The sequence below is a fragment of the Marinobacterium sp. YM272 genome, from assembly GCF_050908845.1.
Lineage (GTDB): Bacteria > Pseudomonadota > Gammaproteobacteria > Pseudomonadales > Balneatricaceae > Marinobacterium_D.
This window is the reverse complement of sequence record NZ_CP194171.1, coordinates 2,797,148-2,818,627: the sequence shown is the minus strand read 5'-3', so window position 1 is coordinate 2,818,627 and position 21,480 is coordinate 2,797,148. Positions and strand designations below refer to the sequence as shown.

Sequence of the window (21,480 nt, the reverse complement as noted above, 5' to 3'; positions counted from 1 at the left end):
TCCGGCGAGTGATCTTTTGACCTGCCTCTGAAATAGACACAGGAGCAGGTTCGCCTCATCTCTTTCGTTTTGCAATGTCCTCTCCACTTCCGCCTTCTAGATTCTTTTCTGGAGTGTTCCTTTGCTTCCGGCATGAGCTTTCGCGTTCGACAACCGTGGAGGTCGTGCTTAACCTGTCTGGAACAGGCTGGTTCTACAATGGAGGGGAATCGAATGGTTCCGGAGCTCGTGCATGATCGTCCTGCCCAGGTTATCGGTGAGTTGGAGCGGCAGAACGCGGGTCTTTCACCTGAGTGGCGAAGTGAGAAGTTCGCCCGGATGAGTGGCTCAGCTTTCAGTTTCTTTCGCGGCAGCAATCACCTTTATTGGTATGACGTTTTCAGGGATTGGCACTTTTCGTTATACGGAGGAATTAAGGATACCCAGACCTGGCTCCTCGGTGATGTCCATGTATACAACTATGGGGCCTATGGCAGTCACGACGCGATCCTGAGGTTTGGTTTGGATGATTTCGACGATGCCCTGGTCGGTGATTTCCAATATGACCTCTGGCGGCTTGGCACGAGCCTCGTTCTGGCCATGCAGCAAGCTGGCAAGAAGCGTAAGGCGATCAGCAAGGCTTTAGGGGCGTTGAGTGATACCTACCTGCAGATGCTTGCCGAGAGTAAGTCCCAGGTTGACTGGGTGGTGACGCTGGAGACGGGGGACGGGTTGCTCGGTGAATTCCTGCAGAAGGTTAGCTGTAAAAAAAGTCGCATAAAGATGCTGGAGAAATGGACCACAGTCGACGAGGCGGGAGGCCGCAGGTTTCAGCGTGGGCATCCCAAACTTGAGCCTTTGAATGCCGAAACCTCCGAGTTGCTTAAACAAGCGCTGCAGGGGTATCAGGACACACTCGATGATGATGTGCCCGGTCACAGTCATCAGCATTTTAACGTTAAAGATGTGGTGCGGCGTATTAACGCGGGGACAGGTTCTCTGGGGTGTGACCGCTACTATGCCCTGATCGAAGGGTGCGCTGAGGGCGATCACGATGATGTAATCCTCGATATCAAGGAGCAAACCGAGCCGGCTGCTCTGGTGGCAATGAATGCGGCTGAATTACGCCGTTATCATGCACTTTACAGACATGAAGGTGAGCGTCATGCGCTTGCCTTCAAAGCGCTGGCGCGTCATCCCGACCCCTATGTGGGGTGGCTTGAAATTGGCGACCAGGTTTTCTCTGTCAGGGAACGCTCGCCATTCAAGGCAGACTTTCCAGTCCATAAACTGGAAAAAACCAGACAATGGCAGGAGATGTCCTGTAACTGGGCTCAGATTCTGGCCGCATCGCATCTGCGGGGCGCATTGGCGCTCGGCTCTGACAATTTCGCCGACAAAGTTCTGCACAGGGCAAAAGACAAGGAGCATTTCCGGACGCTATTCGCTGAAATATCGCTAGCCTACGCGACCTGCGTTCAGCGTGACTTCAAAATTTTCTGCCGTTATTTGCAGCAAGGGACGGACTGACCCGTTCGTTGAAAGGGGCGGGGCTTCAGGTTAGAGTCAGTTCACTTTGTCCTTATTACGGGAGATATCTGCGTGGAACTGGCTTGTCTTGATCTTGAAGGTGTACTAATTCCGGAAATCTGGATCGCATTCGCTGAAGAAACCGGTATCGAGGAGCTAAAGGCCACGACCCGTGATATCCCCGATTATGATGTGTTGATGAAGCAGCGCCTCTCGATCCTGGATCAGCATGGTCTTACGCTGCCGCAGATTCAGGATACGATAAGCCGGCTTACGCCGCTCGAGGGTGCCCGGGAGTTTGTTGACTGGCTGCGTGAGCGTTTCCAGGTGGTGATTCTTTCTGACACCTTCTATGAGTTTGCCGCACCGCTGATGAAGCAGCTTGGCTTTCCGACGCTGCTGTGTCACAAGCTGGAAGTTGATGCCGATGGGCGAATTACCGACTACACCCTGCGTCAGCGGGACCCCAAGCGTCAGTCGGTGCGCGCTTTTCAGCTGCTGAACTACCGTGTAATAGCCGCCGGTGATTCCTACAACGATACCACCATGCTGAAACAGGCCGAGGCCGGTATCCTGTTCCACGCACCGGAGAATGTGATTGCCGAATTTCCGCAGTTTCCGGCGGTTCACAGCTACGATAATCTGAAGAAAGAGTTCATCAAGGCGAGCAATCGCCCGCTAAGCCTTTAAGTTACAGGCCCCGTGCCGACACTAACCGGCACGGGGTTGCTTCTCCTGTAATGGGGGGCGCAGTCCATGCTTTAGGCAGGAGGAGCGACGCCCCCGTCGCGATGAGCCATGCCGTATTAAACATCTATCGTCGCAGCTTCAATCGGCACGAGGTCGTGCCTCCTGCGGGGGAAGCCATATGGCTGGCTTATCCGTCGCAAAAGAAACGCTATGAGCTCAGCTCTTCCAGCGTCTCGAGCAGGTTGTTCACCTTATCGAACGATTCCTGGTACTCCTCATCGCCTACCGAGTCGGCGACGATGCCGCCGCCTGCAGAACAGTAAATGCGGCCGTTCTCCACCAGCAGGGTGCGGATGCAGATGCTGGTATCCATGCCGCCGGCTGCGCTGATATAGCCGATGGATCCGCAGTAGATCGAGCGCCTCTGCGGTTCAAGCTCATCGATGATCTCCATCGCCCTGATTTTCGGAGCACCGGTGATCGAGCCGCCGGGGAAGCAGTGCTTGAGCAGGTCCAGGCTCGAATAATCGTCAGCAAGCTGGCCGGTGACTGCACTGACAAGGTGATGAACGTTGGGGTAGGTCTCTATCTCGAACAGTTCCGGTACGCTGATAGAGCCCGCCTGGCATACCTTGCCCAGATCGTTGCGCAGAAGGTCGACAATCATCAGATTCTCGGCGCGGTCTTTTGGCGAACCTTTGAGCTCGTCGATGTACGCCTGGTCACTGTCGGCATCGCTGCCACGGGGTCTTGTACCCTTGATCGGACGGGTTTCCACCGCGCCGCTGTCGGAGACTTTCAGGAAGCGCTCCGGCGAGAGGGACAGGATCGCGCCCTGTTCCGATTCCAGGTAAGCGCTGAACGGGGTTGTTGCCCGGCGACGTAGCGCAACATAGGCGGAAAACGGATCCCCCTCGCAGCGGGCGCTGAAACGCTGGGTCAGGTTGATCTGGTAGCAGTCCCCGGCAGCGATATAGCGCTGAACCTGGTCAAAGGCATCCATGTACGCTTGTCGGCTATAGCAACTCTCAAAGGGTGTCAGCAGTCTGAAGCTCTGCGACGCCGTTGCCGTGTCGTTATCAGCTTTCAGCAATAACTTGTGTACGGCGGCAACCTGCTGTGGTTCCGCTGCAGGGTGAGCGACCAGCGCACTCGTCTTCGCTTCATGATCGATAACCACGGCCCAGAGATACCGTCCGACCCGCATCTCGGGCAGTGCCACATCATCCTCGGCTTGCTCGGGCAGCTTTTCGAATGCGCGTCCCAGGTCGTAACTGAAGTGGCCGATCAACCCGCCGCAAAACGGATGACCTCCGCTATCGGGCAGTGCGATCTCCGCATTGAGCGTCTTGAGAAGGTCGATCGGGTCGCCATCAACGCTGCTCCAGAGCCCGCGCCGTTTCATCTCCGTGCGACCCCGGTTGTATCGTACGATAATGTCTGGCGCGGCGGCGAGAATATCGTAGCGACCAAACCTGGGGTCCGACTGGGGCTGGGCACTGTCGAGCATCACCGGGTCGCCAAGTTCTCTGATGCGGCTGAAGGTGCGGTGGGCGTCCAGCGGGTAGGGTAGAGAGTGTATAGAGAGCAAGCGGCAGATCCTGGGCAAAGCGAAGATTTTAACCTCTGACGTCAGGTCGCGCGAGTCTCGAAGCGCCAGGGCTCGCGTGCAGGTGCGGGGTTTTTGGAGTACGGGGCGATACGGTCGACTGAATCATACTTTGCCGGGGTTATAATAACGCCACATTCAGCTGTCAAAAGGACCTACGAGGGATGAAAAAAGGCTACACCTCCGAGATACGTACGTTCGATCTGCCGGACCAGCATCTGACCTACCGCCTGTATCGCCACCCGAAGGTCGACAGCGGCAGAAGACTGGTGCTGGTCCATGGTGCCGGCGTCGCCGGACAGGATACCTGGGAGATGCTGCAGTCTTTTCTCAGTCACTGGAGCGAGATCCTTGTGCCGGATATCCGCGGCATGGGCGAGACGGTGTACCCGGATGGCAAAGAGTACGCCTTCAGTGTGCATGAGCTCGTTGCTGACCTGGGCGCGCTTGTTGATCACCTGGGCTGGTGGCAGTTTGATCTGGGCGGCTATTCCCTGGGTGGCCTGGTGAGTCTTCTATATAAGCAGCAGCACCCCGACCGGGTAGCCAAGCAGTTTCTGTTAGAGCCTGCCTCGCTTGATCGTCCGGACTGGGATTCCACGGTCATCTTGAGAGAGAAATATTCCGCTGCCGCCGTGCATCTTCGGAGTGAACAGAAGGAAGCCGGTATCCGTCAGTTTCTCGATACCATCTCGCCAAACCGCCGGATCACGCCAGAGACGGAAAAGCTCACCATCGCCCGCCTCGGTCAGCGTCCTGAAGGCTTTGCCTATGCACTAGACTCGGTCACCAAAGCGATACGTGAGGTTGATCGTGAGCCGCTGCTGGCGGCCCAGGGGGATGTCACCAGCTTTATCGGCGGCAATAGCGTGGAGTTGATGCATCAGTTACACCTGACGCTCGCCGAGCGGATGCCAAACTGGCATTACTTCCATATTCCCGGCACCGATCACTCGCTGCCGTTTCAGAAGCCACGCCAGATCGCCCGTATCATGAACGCGGAGCAGGTACGTTTTTTCGGTTCTGAGTAACGCACCCGGTATCGGCTAGACTTTTGTCTAGTGTTGACAATTTTTCCAGCATCATCGGTTGACGACCCGAAAACGGCCGAGTAAGGTGTCGACAATTCAATATTGTCGACAATCTGGAAAGTTTTCGATGACCACCGACGTAAATCAAAAACCAGCCGCTGAATCCGACGAGAGCCGCACGATCGCAGACCGGGTCTGCAAGCAGATCGTGACCGCTATCGTAACCGGTGAGCTGCTGCCCGGGCAGAAGATCAGCGAACCGGGTCTTGCCAAGGCGTATGGCATCAGTCGTGGTCCGCTGCGTGAGGCGATTCGTCGCCTTGAAGGCTGGCGCCTGATCGAACGTAAGCCCCATGTCGGCGCCCGGGTCGTTGAACTGTCCGCAAAAGAGCTGATCGAGATCTACCGCGTACGTGAGGCACTGGAAGGGATGGCCTGCCGTCTCGCCGCCGAGCATATGTCGGATGAGGAGATCAACAGCCTCAAGGTACTGCTCGACAACCACGAACTTTCCATCGCCCAGCAGGAAGGCCGTGCGTACTTCCAGAAAGAGGGCGACCTCGACTTCCATTACCGGATCGTCAAGGGCAGCAAAAACGCAAAACTCGAAGAGCTGCTCGGGGCCGATCTATACCACCTGGTACGTATGTACCGTTATCAGTTCAGTATTTCCAGTTCCCGTCCCAAGCGCGCTCTGAAAGAACATCGGCAGATTGTTGATGCGATCGAAGCGCGGGATGCCGAGCTGGCCGAGATGCTGATGCGCCGTCATATAAGCAATGCGCGTCGGAATATCGAGGACAAACTGAATGCAGTGACTAAACCTCAAGGGGATAACAATGGCTGAGAAACTGACTGCGGGTGCGCGCTTCCGTAAAGCGCTGGCTGAGACCCAGCCGCTGCAGATCGTTGGCACCATCAATGCTTACCACGCAATGATGGCTTCGCGCGTTGGACACCAGGCGATCTACCTGTCCGGTGGCGGCGTGGCCAACGCCTCCTACGGCCTGCCCGATCTGGGTATGACCTCGATGAATGACGTACTGGAAGATGTCTGCCGTATCACCAGTGCTGTCGACACGCCGCTGCTGGTCGATATCGACACCGGCTGGGGTGGCGCCTTCAACATCGCCCGTACCATAAAGGAGATGATCAAGGGTGGTGCTGCCGCGGTGCATATCGAAGACCAGGTGGCGCAGAAACGTTGTGGTCACCGTCCCAATAAAGAGATCGTCTCCATGCAGGAGATGGTCGACCGCGTCAAAGCGGCGGTGGATGCCAGGACCGACGACGACTTCTTCGTCATGGCCCGTACCGACGCCTTCCAGCAGGAAGGTCTGAACGCCGCGGTTGAACGTGCCCAGGCCTGCCTGGAAGCCGGCGCCGACGGCATCTTCGCCGAAGCGGTACACACCCTGGAAGATTACACCGCCTTCTCCGACGGCATCGGCGGCGCGCATCTGCTGGCCAATATCACCGAGTTCGGTGCGACTCCGCTGTTCCATAAGGATGAGCTGGCCAAGCATGGCGCCACCATGGTTCTGTACCCGCTGTCTGCATTCCGTGCCGCCAACAAGGCCGCGCTGAACGTCTATGAGCACCTGCTTAATGACGGTGATCAGAAGGCGGTTGTCGACACCATGCAGACCCGTATGGAGCTGTACGATTTCCTGAACTACCACGACTTCGAACAGAAGCTTGATGCGCTGTTCAAAGAAGGCAAGAACATTTAATAACAGCCCTATCGTGATTAAGGGCGCACCAGACGCCCGCTAGAGATCTGAGGAGATAACCATGGCAGAAGCTAAGAAACTCGGCGGCGCGGGCCTTCGCGGCCAGTCGGCCGGTGAAACAGCCCTCTGTACCGTCGGCAAGACCGGTGCCGGTCTGACCTACCGCGGCTACGATATCCAGGAGCTGGCCGACAATGCCCAGTTCGAAGAGGTGGCTTATCTGCTGCTTTACGGAAAACTGCCGAACCACGCAGAACTGGACACTTACAAGGCGAAGCTCAAGGGTATGCGTGGCCTGCCCGACGCGCTGAAAACCGTGCTGGAGCAGATCCCCGCCGACGCCCATCCGATGGATGTGATGCGCACCGGCTGTTCCATGCTGGGTAACCTGGAAACCGAAGAGAGCTTCGACGAGCAGAGCGATCACATCGACCGTATGCTGGCGGTGTTCCCGTCGATCATCAACTACTGGTACAACTTTTCCAAATACGGAAAGCGTATCAATACCGAGACCGACGCTGATTCCATCGGTGAGCACTTCCTCTGGACGCTGCACGATAAAAAGCCGGATCCGCTGCATGTCTCCGTGATGCATGCATCGCTGATCCTCTACGCTGAGCACGAGTTCAACGCTTCAACCTTTACTGCCCGTGTCTGCGCCTCCACGTTGTCTGATATCCATAGCTGCGTCACCGGCGCAATCGGCTCCCTGCGTGGTCCGCTGCATGGTGGTGCCAACGAAGCGGCCATGGCGATGATCGAAAACTGGAAAAGTGCCGACGAAGCCGAAGAGCAAATCATGGGCATGCTGGCGCGCAAGGACAAGATCATGGGCTTCGGCCACGCGATCTACCGTGAGTCCGACCCGCGTAACGCCATTATCAAGAAGTGGTCCAAGCAGCTCTCAGAGCAGGTGGGCGACACTGTTCTCTACCCGGTCTCCGAGCGCGTAGAAGCGGTGATGTGGCGCGAGAAGAAGCTGTTCTGTAACGCTGACTTCTTCCATGCGTCCGCGTACCACTTCATGGGCATTCCGACCGAGCTGTTCACGCCGATCTTTGTCTGCTCACGTGTGGCTGGCTGGACCGCCCACGTGATGGAACAGCGCGCCAACAACCGCATCATCCGTCCGTCAGCGGATTACACCGGCCCTGAAACTGCCGAGTGGGTCCCGATCGAAAATCGTCCCTGATGCGATAACGACAGCGGCCTTTTTATGGCCGCTTTTTTGACCTCGTTAACCGAACCGATGGACACCTGTCACCATGAATACTGAATTTCGCAAGAGCCTGCCGGGCACTGCGCTGGATTACTTCGATACCCGCGAGGCGGTCGATGCGATCCAGGCCGGCGCATACGCCAAACTTCCCTACACTTCGCGCATCCTGGCCGAGCAGCTGGTGCGCCGCTGCGAGCCGTCGCTGCTGACCGATGCGCTGAAACAGCTGATCGAGCGCAAACGCGATCTCGATTTCCCCTGGTACCCGGCCCGCGTGGTCTGCCATGACATTCTTGGCCAGACCGCACTGGTCGATCTTGCCGGCCTGCGTGACGCCATCGCCGATAAGGGCGGTGATCCCGCCAAGGTCAACCCGGTGGTGCCGACCCAGCTGATCGTCGATCACTCCCTGGCCGTGGAAGCGCCGGGCTTCGATCCGGAAGCGTTCGAGAAGAACCGCGCCATCGAAGATCGCCGCAACGAAGACCGTTTCCACTTTATCGACTGGACCAAGACCGCGTTCAAGAACGTGGACGTGATCCCGGCCGGTAACGGCATCATGCACCAGATCAACCTGGAGAAGATGTCTCCGGTGATCCAGGCGCGCGATGGCGTTGCTTTCCCCGATACCTGTGTCGGTACCGACTCGCACACGCCTCATGTCGATGCTCTGGGCGTTATCGCCATCGGCGTCGGTGGTCTGGAAGCGGAAACCGTGATGCTGGGTCATCCGTCGATGATGCGCCTGCCGGATATCGTCGGTGTCGAGCTGGTGGGCAAGCGTCAGCCGGGTATCACCGCCACCGATATCGTGCTGGCGCTGACCGAGTTCCTGCGTAAGGAACGTGTGGTTGGTGCCTACCTTGAGTTCTTTGGTGAGGGGGCATCCAGTCTGACCATCGGTGACCGTGCCACCATCTCCAACATGACGCCGGAGTACGGTGCTACCGCGGCGATGTTCTACATCGACGAGCAGACCACCGATTACCTGAAGCTGACCGGTCGTGAGCCGGAGCAGGTAGAGCTGGTTGAAAACTACGCCAGGACCACTGGTCTTTGGGCCGATGCGCTGACCGGTGCCGAATACGAGCGTGTGCTGAAGTTTGATCTGTCCAGCGTTGATCGTACCCTGGCAGGACCGTCCAACCCGCACCGTCGTCTGCCGACCTCTGCGCTGCATGAGCGTGGCATCGCCGTGGACCTGGACAAGGCGCTGGCAGAGGAGAAAGAGGGCAAGATGCCGGATGGCGCCGTAATCATCGCGGCGATCACCTCCTGCACCAACACCTCGAACCCGCGCAACGTGGTGGCTGCCGGTCTGCTGGCGAAAAAAGCCAACGAGCTGGGCCTGATCCGTAAACCCTGGGTGAAATCCTCCTTCGCGCCGGGTTCCAAAGTCGCCCGCCTGTACCTGGAAGAGGCGGGGCTGCTGCCGGAGCTGGAGAAGCTGGGCTTCGGCATCGTCGCCTACGCCTGCACCACCTGTAACGGCATGTCCGGCGCGCTGGATCCGAAGATCCAGCAGGAGATCATCGACCGCGACCTGTACTCCACCGCCGTACTGTCCGGTAACCGTAACTTCGACGGTCGTATCCACCCATACGCCAAGCAGGCGTTCCTGGCATCGCCGCCGCTGGTGGTGGCCTACGCCATCGCCGGTACCGTGCGCTTCGATATCGAGAAGGACGTCCTCGGCACCGACAAGAACGGTAACCCGGTAACGCTGAAGGATATCTGGCCTTCCGATGACGAGATCGATGCGATCGTCAAGGAGCACGTGAAGCCCGAGCAGTTCAAGCAGGTGTACATCCCGATGTTCGACCTGGGCAAGGTGGAAGAGGCGAAGAGCCCGCTCTACGACTGGCGCCCGCAGTCCACCTACATCCGTCGCCCGCCATACTGGGAAGGTGCCCTGGCGGCCGAACGTACGCTCAAGGGCATGCGTCCGCTGGCGGTACTGCCGGATAACATCACCACCGACCATCTGTCGCCGTCCAACGCGATCATGATGAACTCGGCGGCCGGTGAGTACCTGCACAAGATGGGGCTGCCGGAGGAGGACTTTAACTCCTACGCGACCCATCGTGGCGATCACCTGACCGCGCAGCGTGCCACGCTGGCGAACCCGAAGCTGTTCAACGAGATGTGCCGTGATGACAACGGCGAGGTGATCCAGGGCTCACTGGCGCGTCTGGAGCCGGAAGGCACCCAGATGCGTATGTGGGAGGTGATCGAAGCCTACATGAACCGCAAGCAGCCGCTGATCATCGTGGCCGGTGCCGATTACGGTCAGGGTTCTTCCCGTGACTGGGCCGCCAAGGGCGTGCGCCTGGCCGGAGTCGAGGCGATCGTCGCTGAAGGTTTTGAGCGTATCCACCGCACCAACCTGGTCGGCATGGGCGTACTGCCGCTGCAGTTCCGCGAAGGCGAGACCCGTCACACCTACAACATCGACGGTACCGAGACCTACGATGTGCAGGGTGATATCGCGCCGGGCGCCACGCTGACGCTGGTGATCCATCGTGCCAACGGTGAAAGCGTCGAGGTACCGGTGATCTGTCGACTGGATACCGCGGCAGAGGTGGAAACCTATCGTGCCGGTGGTGTGCTGCAGCGTTTCGCCAAGGAGTTCCTTGAAGCGGAAGCGGTTGCCTGAGTAATGCGGGCACGCGGGGCTCTTCGGCCCTGCGTGCTCACTGAACTGGAGACATTCATGAGCCACGTTCCCCAGATTAAAATCCCGGCCACCTATATTCGCGGTGGCACCAGCAAGGGCGTCTTCTTCAGTCTTGAGGAACTGCCGCAAGCCTGCCAGGTGCCGGGTCCGGCCCGCGACGCGCTGCTGCTGCGGGTGATCGGCAGCCCCGATCCCTATGGCAAGCAGATCGATGGTATGGGCGGTGCGACTTCAAGTACCAGCAAAACCGTTATCCTGTCGAAGAGCGACAGTCCCGATCACGATGTTAACTACCTGTTTGGCCAGGTATCCATCGACAAGCCCTTTGTGGACTGGAGCGGTAACTGCGGCAACCTGACCGCCGCGGTTGGCGCTTTTGCGATCAGCAAAGGACTGGTCGACCCGTCGATAGTGCCTGAAAACGGTACGGCTACCGTACGGATCTGGCAGGCCAATATCGAGAAGACGATCATCGCCCGGGTGCCGATCACCAACGGCGAAGTCCAGGAAACTGGCGATTTCGAGCTGGATGGCGTCACCTTCCCGGCGGCGGAAGTGCAGATCGAATTCATGGATCCGGCCGATGGCGAGGGTTCCATGTTCCCCACTGGTAACCTGGTGGATGATCTGGAGGTACCCGGGGTCGGAACCTTTAAGGCGACGATGATCAACGCGGGTATTCCGACCATCTTCCTTAACGCCGAAGAGATCGGCTATACCGGCACCGAGCTGCAGGAAGCGATCAACTCTGACCCTGCAGCGCTGGCTCGGTTTGAAACCATCCGTGCCCACGGCGCGATTAGGATGGGGCTGATCAAGGAGCTCAAAGAGGCCGAAAGCCGTCAGCACACCCCGAAGATCGCCTTTGTTAACAGTGCCCAGGACTACCTTTCTTCCAGCGGCAAGGAGGTTAAAGCCGGGGAGATAGACCTGGTGGTACGCGCGCTGTCCATGGGCAAGCTGCACCATGCCATGATGGGCACGGCGGCCGTCGCCATCAGTGCCGCAGCCGTTGTACCGGGAACGCTGGTTAACCTGGCGGCCGGTGGCGGAGAGCGCAATTTCGTCCGTTTTGGGCACCCGTCCGGTACCCTGAGAGTGGGCGCCGAAGCTGAGCAGCGTGACGGCGAATGGGTCGTTACCAAAGCGATCATGAGTCGAAGCGCCCGTGTCCTGATGGAAGGTTGGGTGCGAGTGCCCGGTGATACCTTTTAACGTCGGTTACGCCGAACAGTTACCGGGATTGTTCGGCCAGATTGGGTGGTTGGGTACCTGTCAGCTCCGCCACCTTCTTCAGACCCGCGCTTGCGCGGGTTTTTTTGTTGGTATGAGGAGTCGAAACTGCAATACTGGCCGTATACAGATCTCATCTCTTCAGCGTCAGGAGTGTTACCTGGTTTGTTGTCTGTGAGGCACCGCCGTCTTTTCCCCTATCTGGCGATACTGGCCGTCATCGTTGTGGGCGTTGCCCTCACTGAAGCTGTTCAGCGCACCGTCGTTGACAGAACCTACCAGGTCCGGCGTATCGAAGCGCTGGGCACGATCGCTCAGTTGCGCGCTCAAATCGAGAGTGAAATCAACTCCGTCCTGTTCCTGAGCCACGGTCTGACCAGTTATGTTGCCAGCAGACCTGATATCGAACCGGAGCAGTGGCGAGCGCTTTCCGCCGAGATACTGCGCGGTAGCCGCCATATCCGTAATATCGGTCTTGCGCCGGATAACATCATCTCCTTCGTCTATCCGTTGCAAGGCAACGAAGGCGCCCTCGGCCTCGATTACGAGCAGAATGAACGCCAGTGGCCGGCCGTTAAAATGGCCATAGAGGCGGGCAGCATGATTCTGGCCGGTCCCTTGGAACTGGTCCAGGGTGGGACGGGGTTGATCGCCAGAACGCCTATCTATGTTCACGGCATGCCAGCGGCCGGGGGGCGTTACTGGGGGCTGGCGTCAGTGGTCATCGATGCCGACTCCATGTTTGCGTCGGTGGGCCTGACGCCGGTCATCAATGGCTATCAGGTCGCCATCCGGGGAAAGGATGGTACGGGTGTTGATGGTGAGGTGTTCTTTGGCGATCCGGCTGTTTTTGCCCAGCCCCTGGCTGAAATGCAAGTGGTCTTTCCCAACGGTAGCTGGGTCATTGCCGCGCAACCTGCGTCCGCTTCCGCGCCGGTATGGATGAGTACCAACCTGGTTCGGATCATCGCTTACAGCGTGTTGGCGTTAGTGGTCGGCCTGCTGATCGTTCTGGTCAGGCTGTATCAAAACGTTCATGGCGAAGCGATGCATGATCCGCTGACAGGCTTGCCTAACCGCCGCTTGATGCTGGAGCGGATCAACCAGTTGATGGGCCTGCATGAGCGCACAGGCGTCTGTTTTACGCTGTATTTTATCGATCTCAATGAGTTCAAGCCGGTTAACGACCGTCTTGGCCATCTGGCCGGTGACGCACTGCTTAAAACCGTGGGTCAACGCCTGGCTGGCGCTGTAAGGGGCACGGATACGGTGGCTCGGACCGGCGGAGACGAGTTCATGGTGCTTCAGCCGATGGTCCGTGACGCGGCGGAAGCCAGCCGGATCGTCGAGAAGATTCAGAAGTCACTGTTCCAGCCGTTCAGTTACCGGCAGGAAAGTATCGATATCTCCGCGGCGATCGGGTTCGCATGTTTTCCTGATGAGGCGCTTAATGTCGATGATCTGGTGCGCCTGGCCGACGATCGGATGTACGCAGCGAAGCACGCCCACAAACAGGACAGCAGAGAGATCGGGGAGGCTGTTTGAATTGGCTTTGCGGTAGACAAAAAAATGCCGCACAAGGTGTGCGGCAGTACGATAACTAGAGATAACGCAAGGAAAAGTAAAAACTGGAAGGGTGTGTGGAATGAATCCTCGCATCAGCGCGTGTACCCCAACAACAACGACAGAATGCACACCCCCTCCCGAACACTTGTAATGCTAAAGTCTAAGCAGGCTTTCGACAAATGATGGTTAATTCGTTTTTAGGTGAATTTAACTCAGCTAATTTGTGGTCTGGTTATAGCGGCCAGCACTCTTTAAATCGGCCTGCTTTTTCAGTGATAGTGCCGAGTTCACCGCTATAGCCCCCAGAATAAAAGCCCCTCCCAGTACCGTGCGTGACGGCAGCTCTTCACCGAGGGCCCACCAGACCCAGACCGGGCCGAGTATCGTTTCGATGAGTAAAACAAGACTGACCTCCGGAGAGGGCAGGTGCCGGGTGGCACTGAAGATGAGCAGCGTCGCCAGCGGAATCTGGATCAGCCCCATCAGTGCGAGCCAGCCATAGCTGCTGGCTGTCTGCTGCAGCGGATCGGCAAGAGGCCAGCAGATCAGCGCTGTCACCAGCCCGGAGCCGGCAACCAGCGGGAGTCTTGGCAGGTCGGGCACACGGCGCAGCAGTGTCAGGGCTGCCGCCATACCGAAGGCCAGAATAAGTGCCAGCAGATCACCGAGCTGTCCCGGCTGGCCAAGTGATGCGGAGAAGACGATGATCACGCCGGTAATCGCGAAAAGGATTGAGATCACCGTTCGCCTCGGCGTACGTTCACGGAACAAGAGCCAGGAGATCGCCGTGGCAAACAGCGGAGCGCTGGCGAGGATGACGACGGTGTTAGCCACGTGAGTATGGCTTACGGAAAACACGAACAGGCCGGAATTGATGCCATAGAGCGTGGCGGCGGTAATCGCGAATGCCCATAAACGGGGGGTGTCAGGCCAGTTGATCCGGCGGCGACGGAACCAGCAGATGGTGCCAGCGGATAGCAGAATCAGCGCACCGCGCCAGAACGCCACGTCGGCGCCGGTGGTATCGGCCAGGCGTATCAGCAGGGCATCGAAACTGAGGACAAAAACGCCGGCGATGGCCAGCATCAAGCCGTGCTGACGGGCAGGATCTGTGTGCATAGGGAGGCTCGAACGGGAAAGAAAGGGAGGGGAGCCAGCGAACGCGGCTCCCCGGGTTTAGTTAATCAGCGTGCTTTAAGCGCATCAGCCAGTTTGGCGGACAGCTCGCGCAGAGAGCTTTCGGTGGTTTTCCAGTCGATACAGGCATCGGTCACGGACACGCCATACTTGAGATCTTCGAGGCGTTCCGGAATAGACTGGCTGCCCCATCCCAGGTTGCTTTCGATCATCAGGCCGATGATCGAGCGGTTGCCTTCAAGAATCTGGCTGGCGGCGTCTTCAGCAACCAGGGGCTGAATGGCCGGATCCTTGTTGGAGTTGGCGTGGCTGCAGTCGATCATGATGTTCTTGCTCTGGCCGGCTTTCTCCAGGGCCTGCTCACACAGTTTGACGCTGACGGAGTCATAGTTCGGTTTGCCGTTGCCGCCACGCAGCACCACGTGGCCGTAGGCGTTACCGCGGGTACGAATGATCGCTACCTGGCCTTCGTTGTTGAGACCGAGGAAATTGTGCGAGTGGCTGACCGATTTCATCGCGTTAACGGCAACGTCCAGGCTGCCGTCGGTGCCGTTCTTGAAACCGACCGCGCAGGAGAGACCGGAAGACATTTCGCGGTGCGTCTGGGATTCGGTGGTACGGGCGCCGATGGCGGACCAGCTGATCAGATCCTGAATGTACTGCGGCGAGATCGGGTCCAGCGCTTCGGTGGCCAGCGGCAGCCCCATTTCGGACAGATCGATCAGCAGTTTACGCGCAATATGCAGACCCTCTTCGATATCGAACGAGTCGTTCATGTGCGGGTCGTTGATCAGGCCTTTCCAGCCCACAGTGGTACGTGGCTTCTCAAAATAAACACGCATGACCAGGTAGAGGTTGTCTTTCAGCTCATCGGCCAGGGCTTTGAGCTTGCGGCCATATTCCAGTGCTGCTTCCGTATCGTGAATGGAGCAGGGGCCAACTACAACCAGCAGACGTTTGTCCTTGTGATCCAGGATGTCGCGGATCACCTGGCGTCCTTCCATGACCGCTTCGGCCGCTGCCTCGGTGATCGGCAGCTTGGCTTTGAGCTCGTCGGGGGATACGAGCGCGGTGGTGGATTCTACATTAAGGTCTTCTACGCGTTTATCGGTCATTTCTTTTTCCTGAAGGCGATCTCTAGAGTGTGGCGTCCTTATCACGCCAAGGACGCTCTTTTTATCATATAAAGGTTACCCTGACACAGGTGCGAACGCTATTTCTGCGACCTGCGACAAACTGTCCGGGTGCGGGGCGGTCCGGGGCGGTGGTAATATGGCTGCGCTTGAACCGCTTCTGACATCAGGAGTCAGAACATTTATCCGGTTTTTTGAACGATTGTAAGGACCTGCCCTTGGGTACTCGGCTTGTTTCTGCTGTAAAAAATCTGTTTTTCTTGCTGCTGTTTATACCGGCACTAGCCCAGGCTGGCCTGTTCGATAGTATCGGTGCCGGCAAGGGGCAGCCGCTGCCGGTGGAGCAGGCTTACCAGATGCGCATAGAAGCGGTGAGCCCGGGGCGTTTCGATCTGGTCTGGCAGATGGAGCCCGACTATTACCTCTATCGGGACAAGGTTATCGTCACACCCGGCGAAGGGGTTCAGGTGGTTGATCGCCGCAATGCGGAATCGATCACCAAGGATGACCCGCTGTTCGGACAGGTTGAGGTTTACTACGACGAGGCCCGGATCAGCCTGCTGGTTGGTGGGGAAAAGGGCGTCACCGAGGGCACCCTGGATGTCAGTTACCAGGGCTGCTGGGAAGGGGGGATCTGTTACCCGCCGGTGAGCGAGCAGGTGGATGTGACCGACCTGGTCTCCGCCGCTGGACTGCGCTGGGTGGAGGATGCCCCGTTTGGCGCAAACAGTACCTCTGCGGACGGTGGCAGTGCTCCGCGGGACGCCGGGCTACCAGTTAACGAGCAGACACACTTTGCAAACCTGCTGGCCGGCACCTCGTTGCTGGTTACGCTCGGTGCTTTCTTCCTCGCCGGTCTGGCGTTGTCGCTGACTCCCTGTGTATTTCCTATGATCCCGATTCTGTCCGGGATTATCGTTGGCCATGGACACAAAATCTCTACCGGCAGGGCCCTGTTCCTGTCGTTTGTCTACGTGCTGGCGATGGCGCTGACCTACACCGTGGCCGGTGTTATCGTCGGCTTGTTCGGTGCCAATATTCAGGTGGCACTGCAGAACCCCTGGGTGATTTCGGTCTTTGCGGCGCTGTTCGTGGCGCTGTCCCTGTCGATGTTCGGTTTTTATGAGCTGCAGATGCCGAAGGCGCTGCAGAGCCGCGTTAGCGAGGTCAGTTCCCACCAGAAAAGCGGCTCGGTGACCGGTGTGGCGGTAATGGGCCTGTTGTCGGCACTGATCGTCGGGCCCTGCATGGCGGCGCCTCTGGCGGGCGCACTGATCTATATCGGCCAGACCGGTGATCCGGTGCTCGGTGGTGCGGCGCTCTTCGTGCTGTCCCTGGGTATGGGGTTACCGCTGCTGCTGGTGGGTGCATCGGCCGGCCGTTTGCTACCCCGGGCTGGCGCCTGGATGGAAGGCGTGAAGGCGGCTTTCGGCGTGGTGCTGCTGCTCATGGCCGTCTGGATGCTGGACCGTATCTGGCCGGTTGAGATTACCATGGCACTGGTGGGTGTGATCCTGATCGTCAGCGCGGTCTATCTGAATGTATTCGAACGCTTGGGTGAGCACCACGGCGGCTGGCACAAGCTCTGGAAGGGCGCCGGTATCATATTGGCCATATACGGTATCGCTTTGCTGGTCGGCGTCTTGTCCGGCAGCCGCAACCTGTTGTTCCCGTTGCAGGGGCTGGCAGGGGCTCAACAATCTGCTGGACAGGCCCAGGGCGCTATACAGACGCGCTCCCAGCTGGGCTTTACCCGGGTTACCAGCCTTGCAGAGCTTAAGCCGCTACTGGCTCAGGCCGAGGCTGATAAACGTCCGGTGATGCTCGATTTCTATGCCGACTGGTGCGTCAGCTGTGTTGAGCTTGAGTATGTGACCTTTGCCGATCAGGGGGTACAGGCGCGACTGGCTGATTTCAGCCTGATCAAGGTTGATGTTACGGCCAATGATGCCGACGCCAAGGCGCTGAACCAGCGCTACCAGGTGTTTGGTCCGCCGGTGCTTATCTTTCACGATGTGAATGGCCAGGAACGCCCGGCGATGACCATGGTTGGGGTGATCGAGCCGGAGGTGTTCCTGTCACGTATCGCTACTCTCTAAATCAAAAAAGTCTAAATCGAACTTATTCTAAATCGAGCTTATTCCAGCCCGCACCTATTGAGCCGGCCGTCAGGTTTTTTGCTTCAGTCGTTACTGCGGGTCTGCCAGCTGACCTCGGACGTGAGCATATAACCGGCGCCGTAGACCGTTTTTATGATGGTCGGGTGGCGCGGGTCGGTTTCGATCTTCTTGCGTATCCGCGACATTCTCACATCGATGCTGCGATCGAACGGCTCGGCATATCCCTGCAGCAGCTGATCCCGCGACAGTATCTGTCGTGGCGAACGTAGCAGCAGGGTCAGCAGCGAGGCTTCCGCCGCTGACAGGATCTCGCTTCGGTTCTGCTCTTTCTGCGTCAGCGACAGGGTTGCCGGGTCGAATACCCAACCGGCAAAGGCCGCCATTCTTGGTTGTTCGACACTGGCGGCGGCTTCGATATGTTCCAGTCTGCGGAACAGGCTGTTGACCCGCGCCACCAGTTCGCGGGGATCGAAGGGCTTGATCAGGTAGTCATCGGCGCCGAATTCGAGACCCAGGACCCGGTCGCTGGTACTGTTTCGTCCCGAGATAATGATCACGCCAAGGCCCAGCGAATCACACAGCTGGCGCACAATGGCCGTGCCATCCATGTCGGGCAGGCCCAGATCGATGATGCAGAGATCGGGTTTGCGCCGGTTCAGTGCATTGGTCGCCTGGGCGCCTGTCCTGAAGGAGCGGGTGTCATAACCATGCCGATTCAGCTCGTCGGCGACCAGACTGCAGATGTCCGGTTCATCATCGACGATATAAACAAGTTTCTTCTTCACCTGTAATTATCTCTCTTGTTCTTGATCCAGGGGCTGTCGGGCGCGGGGGCTGAGCAGGGCCTGCCCGAGTTGTTCGCGTGTGAAGGGTTTGCGTAACAGCGGCAGGTGCCTGCAGTCGCCCGGGCGCTCGTCGTGACGTGAGGCGTAGCCGCTGATCAGGACGGCGGCGGCTTTCGGCCAGGTGTGGCGCAGCTGCCTGGCCACGTCAAAACCGCTGATTTTGCCCGGCATCACCACGTCACTGACCAGACCCTCAAGCTCCGGCAGGGTCTCGATCAGCTCGCAGGCTTCATCGGGCGTCTGGCTTTCGATCACCTGGTAACCCAGGGCGGCCAGCTGCCCGCGGGTCACCTCGCGTACATCGTCGTCATCATCGAGCAGCAAAATAAGTCCCCGACCCGGGGTTGCCGCGCCCACCTCAAAGTCAGCTGTGCTGCAGGCATTCTGTTCACCAGCAACCGGCAGAAGCAGGGTGACGCAGGCGCCACCGCATGGATGATTAGACAGAGCGATATAACCACTGCTCTGCTTGACGAAGCCGTACACCATACTGAGCCCAAGTCCCGAGGAGTTCTCCTCTTTGCGGGTGGTGAAGAACGGTTCGAAAGCGCGCTCGATCGCCTCCTGGCTGAAACCACAGCCGGTATCGCAGACGGAGACTTCAACGTAGTCGCCGGCCACTACCTGCTCATCCAGCAGCAGAGTGGTGGTGACGCTGCGGTTGGCCAGATGGATACGGATTTCGCCGCCGTCTGGCATCGCGGTGCGGGCATTGAACGCCAGGTTGACCAGCGCATCCTCAAGCTGGCCAGGGTCCGCCCGGGGTTGCCAGAGATCGTCGTCCATCTCGATGGCAAGGTTGATCGTCGCTGGCAGGGAGTTGCTGATCAGCGTTGCACAGTCGCTCATCAGCTCTCTCAGATCGATGCGCCGCGGCGACAACGGCTGGCGGCGGGCAAAGGCGAGCAGGCGGCGGGTAATATCAGCGCCCCGGCGGGTTGCCCTGATCGCCGGTTCGATATTGCGCAGCAGCGCCTTGGGGGTCTCGGGGTTATTCTGTATAGCGAGAAGATTACCTTGAAGTATCGATAATAAGTTATTGAAATCATGAGAAAGACCGCCCGCCAACTGACCCACTGTATGCATCCTTTGAGCGGCCTGGAGGCGCTGTTCACCCTCGCGCTCGGCGGTGATATCCAGTGACAGGTTGATCAACCCCAGCACCTGGTCCTGTTCCGGGTCGAAGGGGATCAGTGTGCGCTTGGTGATGCGTGTTTCCCCGTCATGTAGCAGCGGGTATTCAAAGGTGCTGCTGATACCCTGGAGTGCATCCTCTACCTGGGGCGTTATATCCCGGTACATGCTGTCACCGATCACTTCGCTCAGGTGCTTGCCGATAATGGCTTCCTTGGCGCGGCCGAAAGCGGCTGCGTAGCCCTCGTTGACAAAGACGTAGCGCTGGCGGTTATCGATATAGGCGATCTGCGCCGGCAGTGCATCGAGGATCAGTCGCTGGCGCTCCTCCATCAGCCGCAGGTTCTGGCTGGCAGCGCTGATCTCCTCCATCGCCTGGCGCAGCTGCTGGTTGCGCTGGCCAAGCTCCCGTGTGCGTTCGCTGACCTTGTCATCGAGTTGGGCGATGTTCTGGCGCAGACGATCGACCATGCGGTCAAAGGCACTGGCCAGCACGCCGATTTCGTCATCCCGGCGTATGGAGGTGGTTGCATCAAGCTGCCCGCTGCTGATGCAGTGGGCGGTCTCCGAGAGTCGGCGGATCGGTCGGGTGATGTAATTGACGAAGATATAGGCCAGCAGCAGGGCCGCAAGCAGGGCGATGGTGGCGATCACCAGAATGCGGTCGGTGAGCACCTCGGAGCTGGCCTGCAACTCTTCAAGGTAAACCGATGAGCAGATATACCAGTCAAAGCCAGGCAGATAACGCACCAGGGAGACCTTCTCGTAGCGGTAATTACCCGGATCGGTGGGGCGATCCCAGTGGTAGTAGAGCTCACGCCCGGTATCGGCCACGGAGATCAGATCCTCCATGATGGTGTTGCCGGTCACCGGGTTTTTCAGAGTGCGGAACACGGCGCCGTCTATGTTGCGGTTGGGGTGTACCAGCATGCGACCGTTGCTGTCGAAGATAAACAGGTAGCCGGTTTCCGCAATCTTGATCCCGGCAAAGGCTTCGCGTAGCTCCGCCAGCGCCTGCTCGCGCCGGGCCTGTACCTCGGCCTCCACAGCGTCGATATACACGCCGGAGCCGATAACGAAATTCCATTCGGGGAAGTATTTGACGTAGGAAAACTTCTCCAGTTTTTGATCTTCGTTAAGGCGGTTCCAGCGGTAGTTGTAAAAGCCTTCGCCCTCGGCCATCGCCTGGTCGATGACCTTCGGCATGATCGGGTGGCCGCTCTCGTCCAGCAAGTCCTGGACGCTGCGCCCCTGGTAGGCGGTATCCGGATGCGAGACGAGGGTGAAGGACTCATCGGCTATCCAGACGTAGTCGCCGTCACCGTAGGTCAGGGAGCGTAGCTGCTCGAACACATAGCGTCGCGCGGCGGTGTCGTCCATGCCGCTGTCCCGCGCCAGGCGATATTGATTGCGGAAGAAGAAAAAAGCCGAGTCGACCACGGCCCTGAGGCGCTGGCGGTGAGACTCCAGTACCTGCTCACGATATTCCCGCGAGCTGTCGTGCATCTTGTCGGCGAGTTCAAACACGTTATTAAGCGCGATATGGCTCGCATTGCGCTCGATATCGAACACGTTTTTCTGAATCAGCGGAACTGAATAGAGATAGAACGCCGCGATGATTGCCGCAATGATGGCGAAAATACCCAGCAAAAAGCGTTGTGTAAGATTGGACGTGAGCACCAGTTAATCCGCAGCGTTCGTTATCGTTTTATCGCAGCATCTGTAGAGCAGACCCATAGTAAACCACTTCTATGGGTGCGGGGATCACCTGTTACATTTCGTTATATTTGCGAAAAAGTGTCGAAAAACTCCTGTCCTAATGTCGTTAGCGTCTGATAACGACT

At 58.3% G+C, this 21,480-nt stretch carries 15 protein-coding genes; 10 read left to right on the top strand and 5 right to left on the bottom strand.

The features are described from left to right. Window positions 1-213: 213 nt before the first annotated feature. Together ACQUQP_RS12460 and thrH are read left to right on the top strand one after the other, a co-directional pair. On the top strand, window positions 214-1,509 hold the full coding sequence (locus ACQUQP_RS12460) for a DUF2252 family protein (protein WP_432695355.1): 1,296 nt from the start codon (window positions 214-216) through the stop codon (window positions 1,507-1,509). 72 nt (window positions 1,510-1,581) lie between these two features. Continuing rightward, window positions 1,582-2,199 (top strand): bifunctional phosphoserine phosphatase/homoserine phosphotransferase ThrH, encoded by a 618-nt coding sequence (thrH, locus tag ACQUQP_RS12455; RefSeq protein WP_432695354.1) that lies wholly within the window; start codon window positions 1,582-1,584, stop codon window positions 2,197-2,199. 208 nt (window positions 2,200-2,407) lie between these two features. Here the strand turns inward: thrH and pabB are convergent, their stop codons facing one another. Next, complete coding sequence (gene pabB / locus ACQUQP_RS12450; RefSeq protein WP_432695353.1) at window positions 2,408-3,790, bottom strand: aminodeoxychorismate synthase component I; 1,383 nt, start codon at window positions 3,788-3,790, stop codon at window positions 2,408-2,410. 182 nt (window positions 3,791-3,972) lie between these two features. Here pabB and ACQUQP_RS12445 point away from each other — a divergent pair, with 182 nt between their 5' ends. The 7 genes from ACQUQP_RS12445 to ACQUQP_RS12415 all read left to right on the top strand — a co-directional run bounded on the left by ACQUQP_RS12445 (window position 3,973) and on the right by ACQUQP_RS12415 (window position 13,246). After that, window positions 3,973-4,839, top strand: coding sequence for an alpha/beta fold hydrolase (locus ACQUQP_RS12445; RefSeq protein ID WP_432695352.1), 867 nt, complete (start codon window positions 3,973-3,975; stop codon window positions 4,837-4,839). 127 nt (window positions 4,840-4,966) lie between these two features. Then, window positions 4,967-5,686: a GntR family transcriptional regulator gene (locus ACQUQP_RS12440; RefSeq protein WP_432695351.1), complete on the top strand. Its 720-nt coding sequence runs from the start codon at window positions 4,967-4,969 to the stop codon at window positions 5,684-5,686. Further along, complete coding sequence (gene prpB / locus ACQUQP_RS12435; RefSeq protein WP_432695350.1) at window positions 5,679-6,572, top strand: methylisocitrate lyase; 894 nt, start codon at window positions 5,679-5,681, stop codon at window positions 6,570-6,572. Before ACQUQP_RS12440 ends, prpB begins: the two co-directional genes overlap by 8 nt. 61 nt (window positions 6,573-6,633) lie before the next feature. Beyond that, window positions 6,634-7,764: a bifunctional 2-methylcitrate synthase/citrate synthase gene (prpC, locus tag ACQUQP_RS12430; RefSeq protein ID WP_432695349.1), complete on the top strand. Its 1,131-nt coding sequence runs from the start codon at window positions 6,634-6,636 to the stop codon at window positions 7,762-7,764. Window positions 7,765-7,837: 73 nt separating this feature from the next. Continuing rightward, window positions 7,838-10,447 (top strand): Fe/S-dependent 2-methylisocitrate dehydratase AcnD, encoded by a 2,610-nt coding sequence (gene acnD, locus ACQUQP_RS12425; RefSeq protein WP_432695348.1) that lies wholly within the window; start codon window positions 7,838-7,840, stop codon window positions 10,445-10,447. A 57-nt stretch (window positions 10,448-10,504) separates the two neighbouring features. Continuing rightward, window positions 10,505-11,683 (top strand): 2-methylaconitate cis-trans isomerase PrpF, encoded by a 1,179-nt coding sequence (gene prpF / locus ACQUQP_RS12420; RefSeq protein ID WP_432695347.1) that lies wholly within the window; start codon window positions 10,505-10,507, stop codon window positions 11,681-11,683. A 192-nt stretch (window positions 11,684-11,875) separates the two neighbouring features. Continuing rightward, the gene (locus tag ACQUQP_RS12415) at window positions 11,876-13,246 is read left to right on the top strand and encodes a diguanylate cyclase domain-containing protein (RefSeq protein WP_432698699.1); all 1,371 of its coding nucleotides are present in this window, start codon (window positions 11,876-11,878) and stop codon (window positions 13,244-13,246) included. Window positions 13,247-13,483: 237 nt separating this feature from the next. Here ACQUQP_RS12415 and ACQUQP_RS12410 read toward each other — a convergent pair whose 3' ends face one another. Beyond that, complete coding sequence (locus ACQUQP_RS12410) at window positions 13,484-14,386, bottom strand: DMT family transporter (protein WP_432695346.1); 903 nt, start codon at window positions 14,384-14,386, stop codon at window positions 13,484-13,486. Between the two features lie 65 nt (window positions 14,387-14,451). After that, on the bottom strand, window positions 14,452-15,519 hold the full coding sequence (locus tag ACQUQP_RS12405; protein ID WP_432695345.1) for a 3-deoxy-7-phosphoheptulonate synthase: 1,068 nt from the start codon (window positions 15,517-15,519) through the stop codon (window positions 14,452-14,454). 236 nt (window positions 15,520-15,755) lie between these two features. Here ACQUQP_RS12405 and dsbD point away from each other — a divergent pair, with 236 nt between their 5' ends. After that, window positions 15,756-17,636: a protein-disulfide reductase DsbD gene (dsbD, locus tag ACQUQP_RS12400; protein ID WP_432695344.1), complete on the top strand. Its 1,881-nt coding sequence runs from the start codon at window positions 15,756-15,758 to the stop codon at window positions 17,634-17,636. A gap of 83 nt (window positions 17,637-17,719) precedes the next feature. On the opposite strand, the gene ACQUQP_RS12395 is transcribed toward dsbD, so the two are convergent. Beyond that, entirely contained in the window at window positions 17,720-18,442 is a 723-nt protein-coding gene (locus ACQUQP_RS12395; protein WP_432695343.1) for a response regulator transcription factor, read from the bottom strand. 6 nt (window positions 18,443-18,448) lie between these two features. Continuing rightward, on the bottom strand, window positions 18,449-21,316 hold the full coding sequence (locus ACQUQP_RS12390) for a cache domain-containing protein (RefSeq protein WP_432695342.1): 2,868 nt from the start codon (window positions 21,314-21,316) through the stop codon (window positions 18,449-18,451). Between the last annotated feature and the right edge of the window lie 164 nt (window positions 21,317-21,480).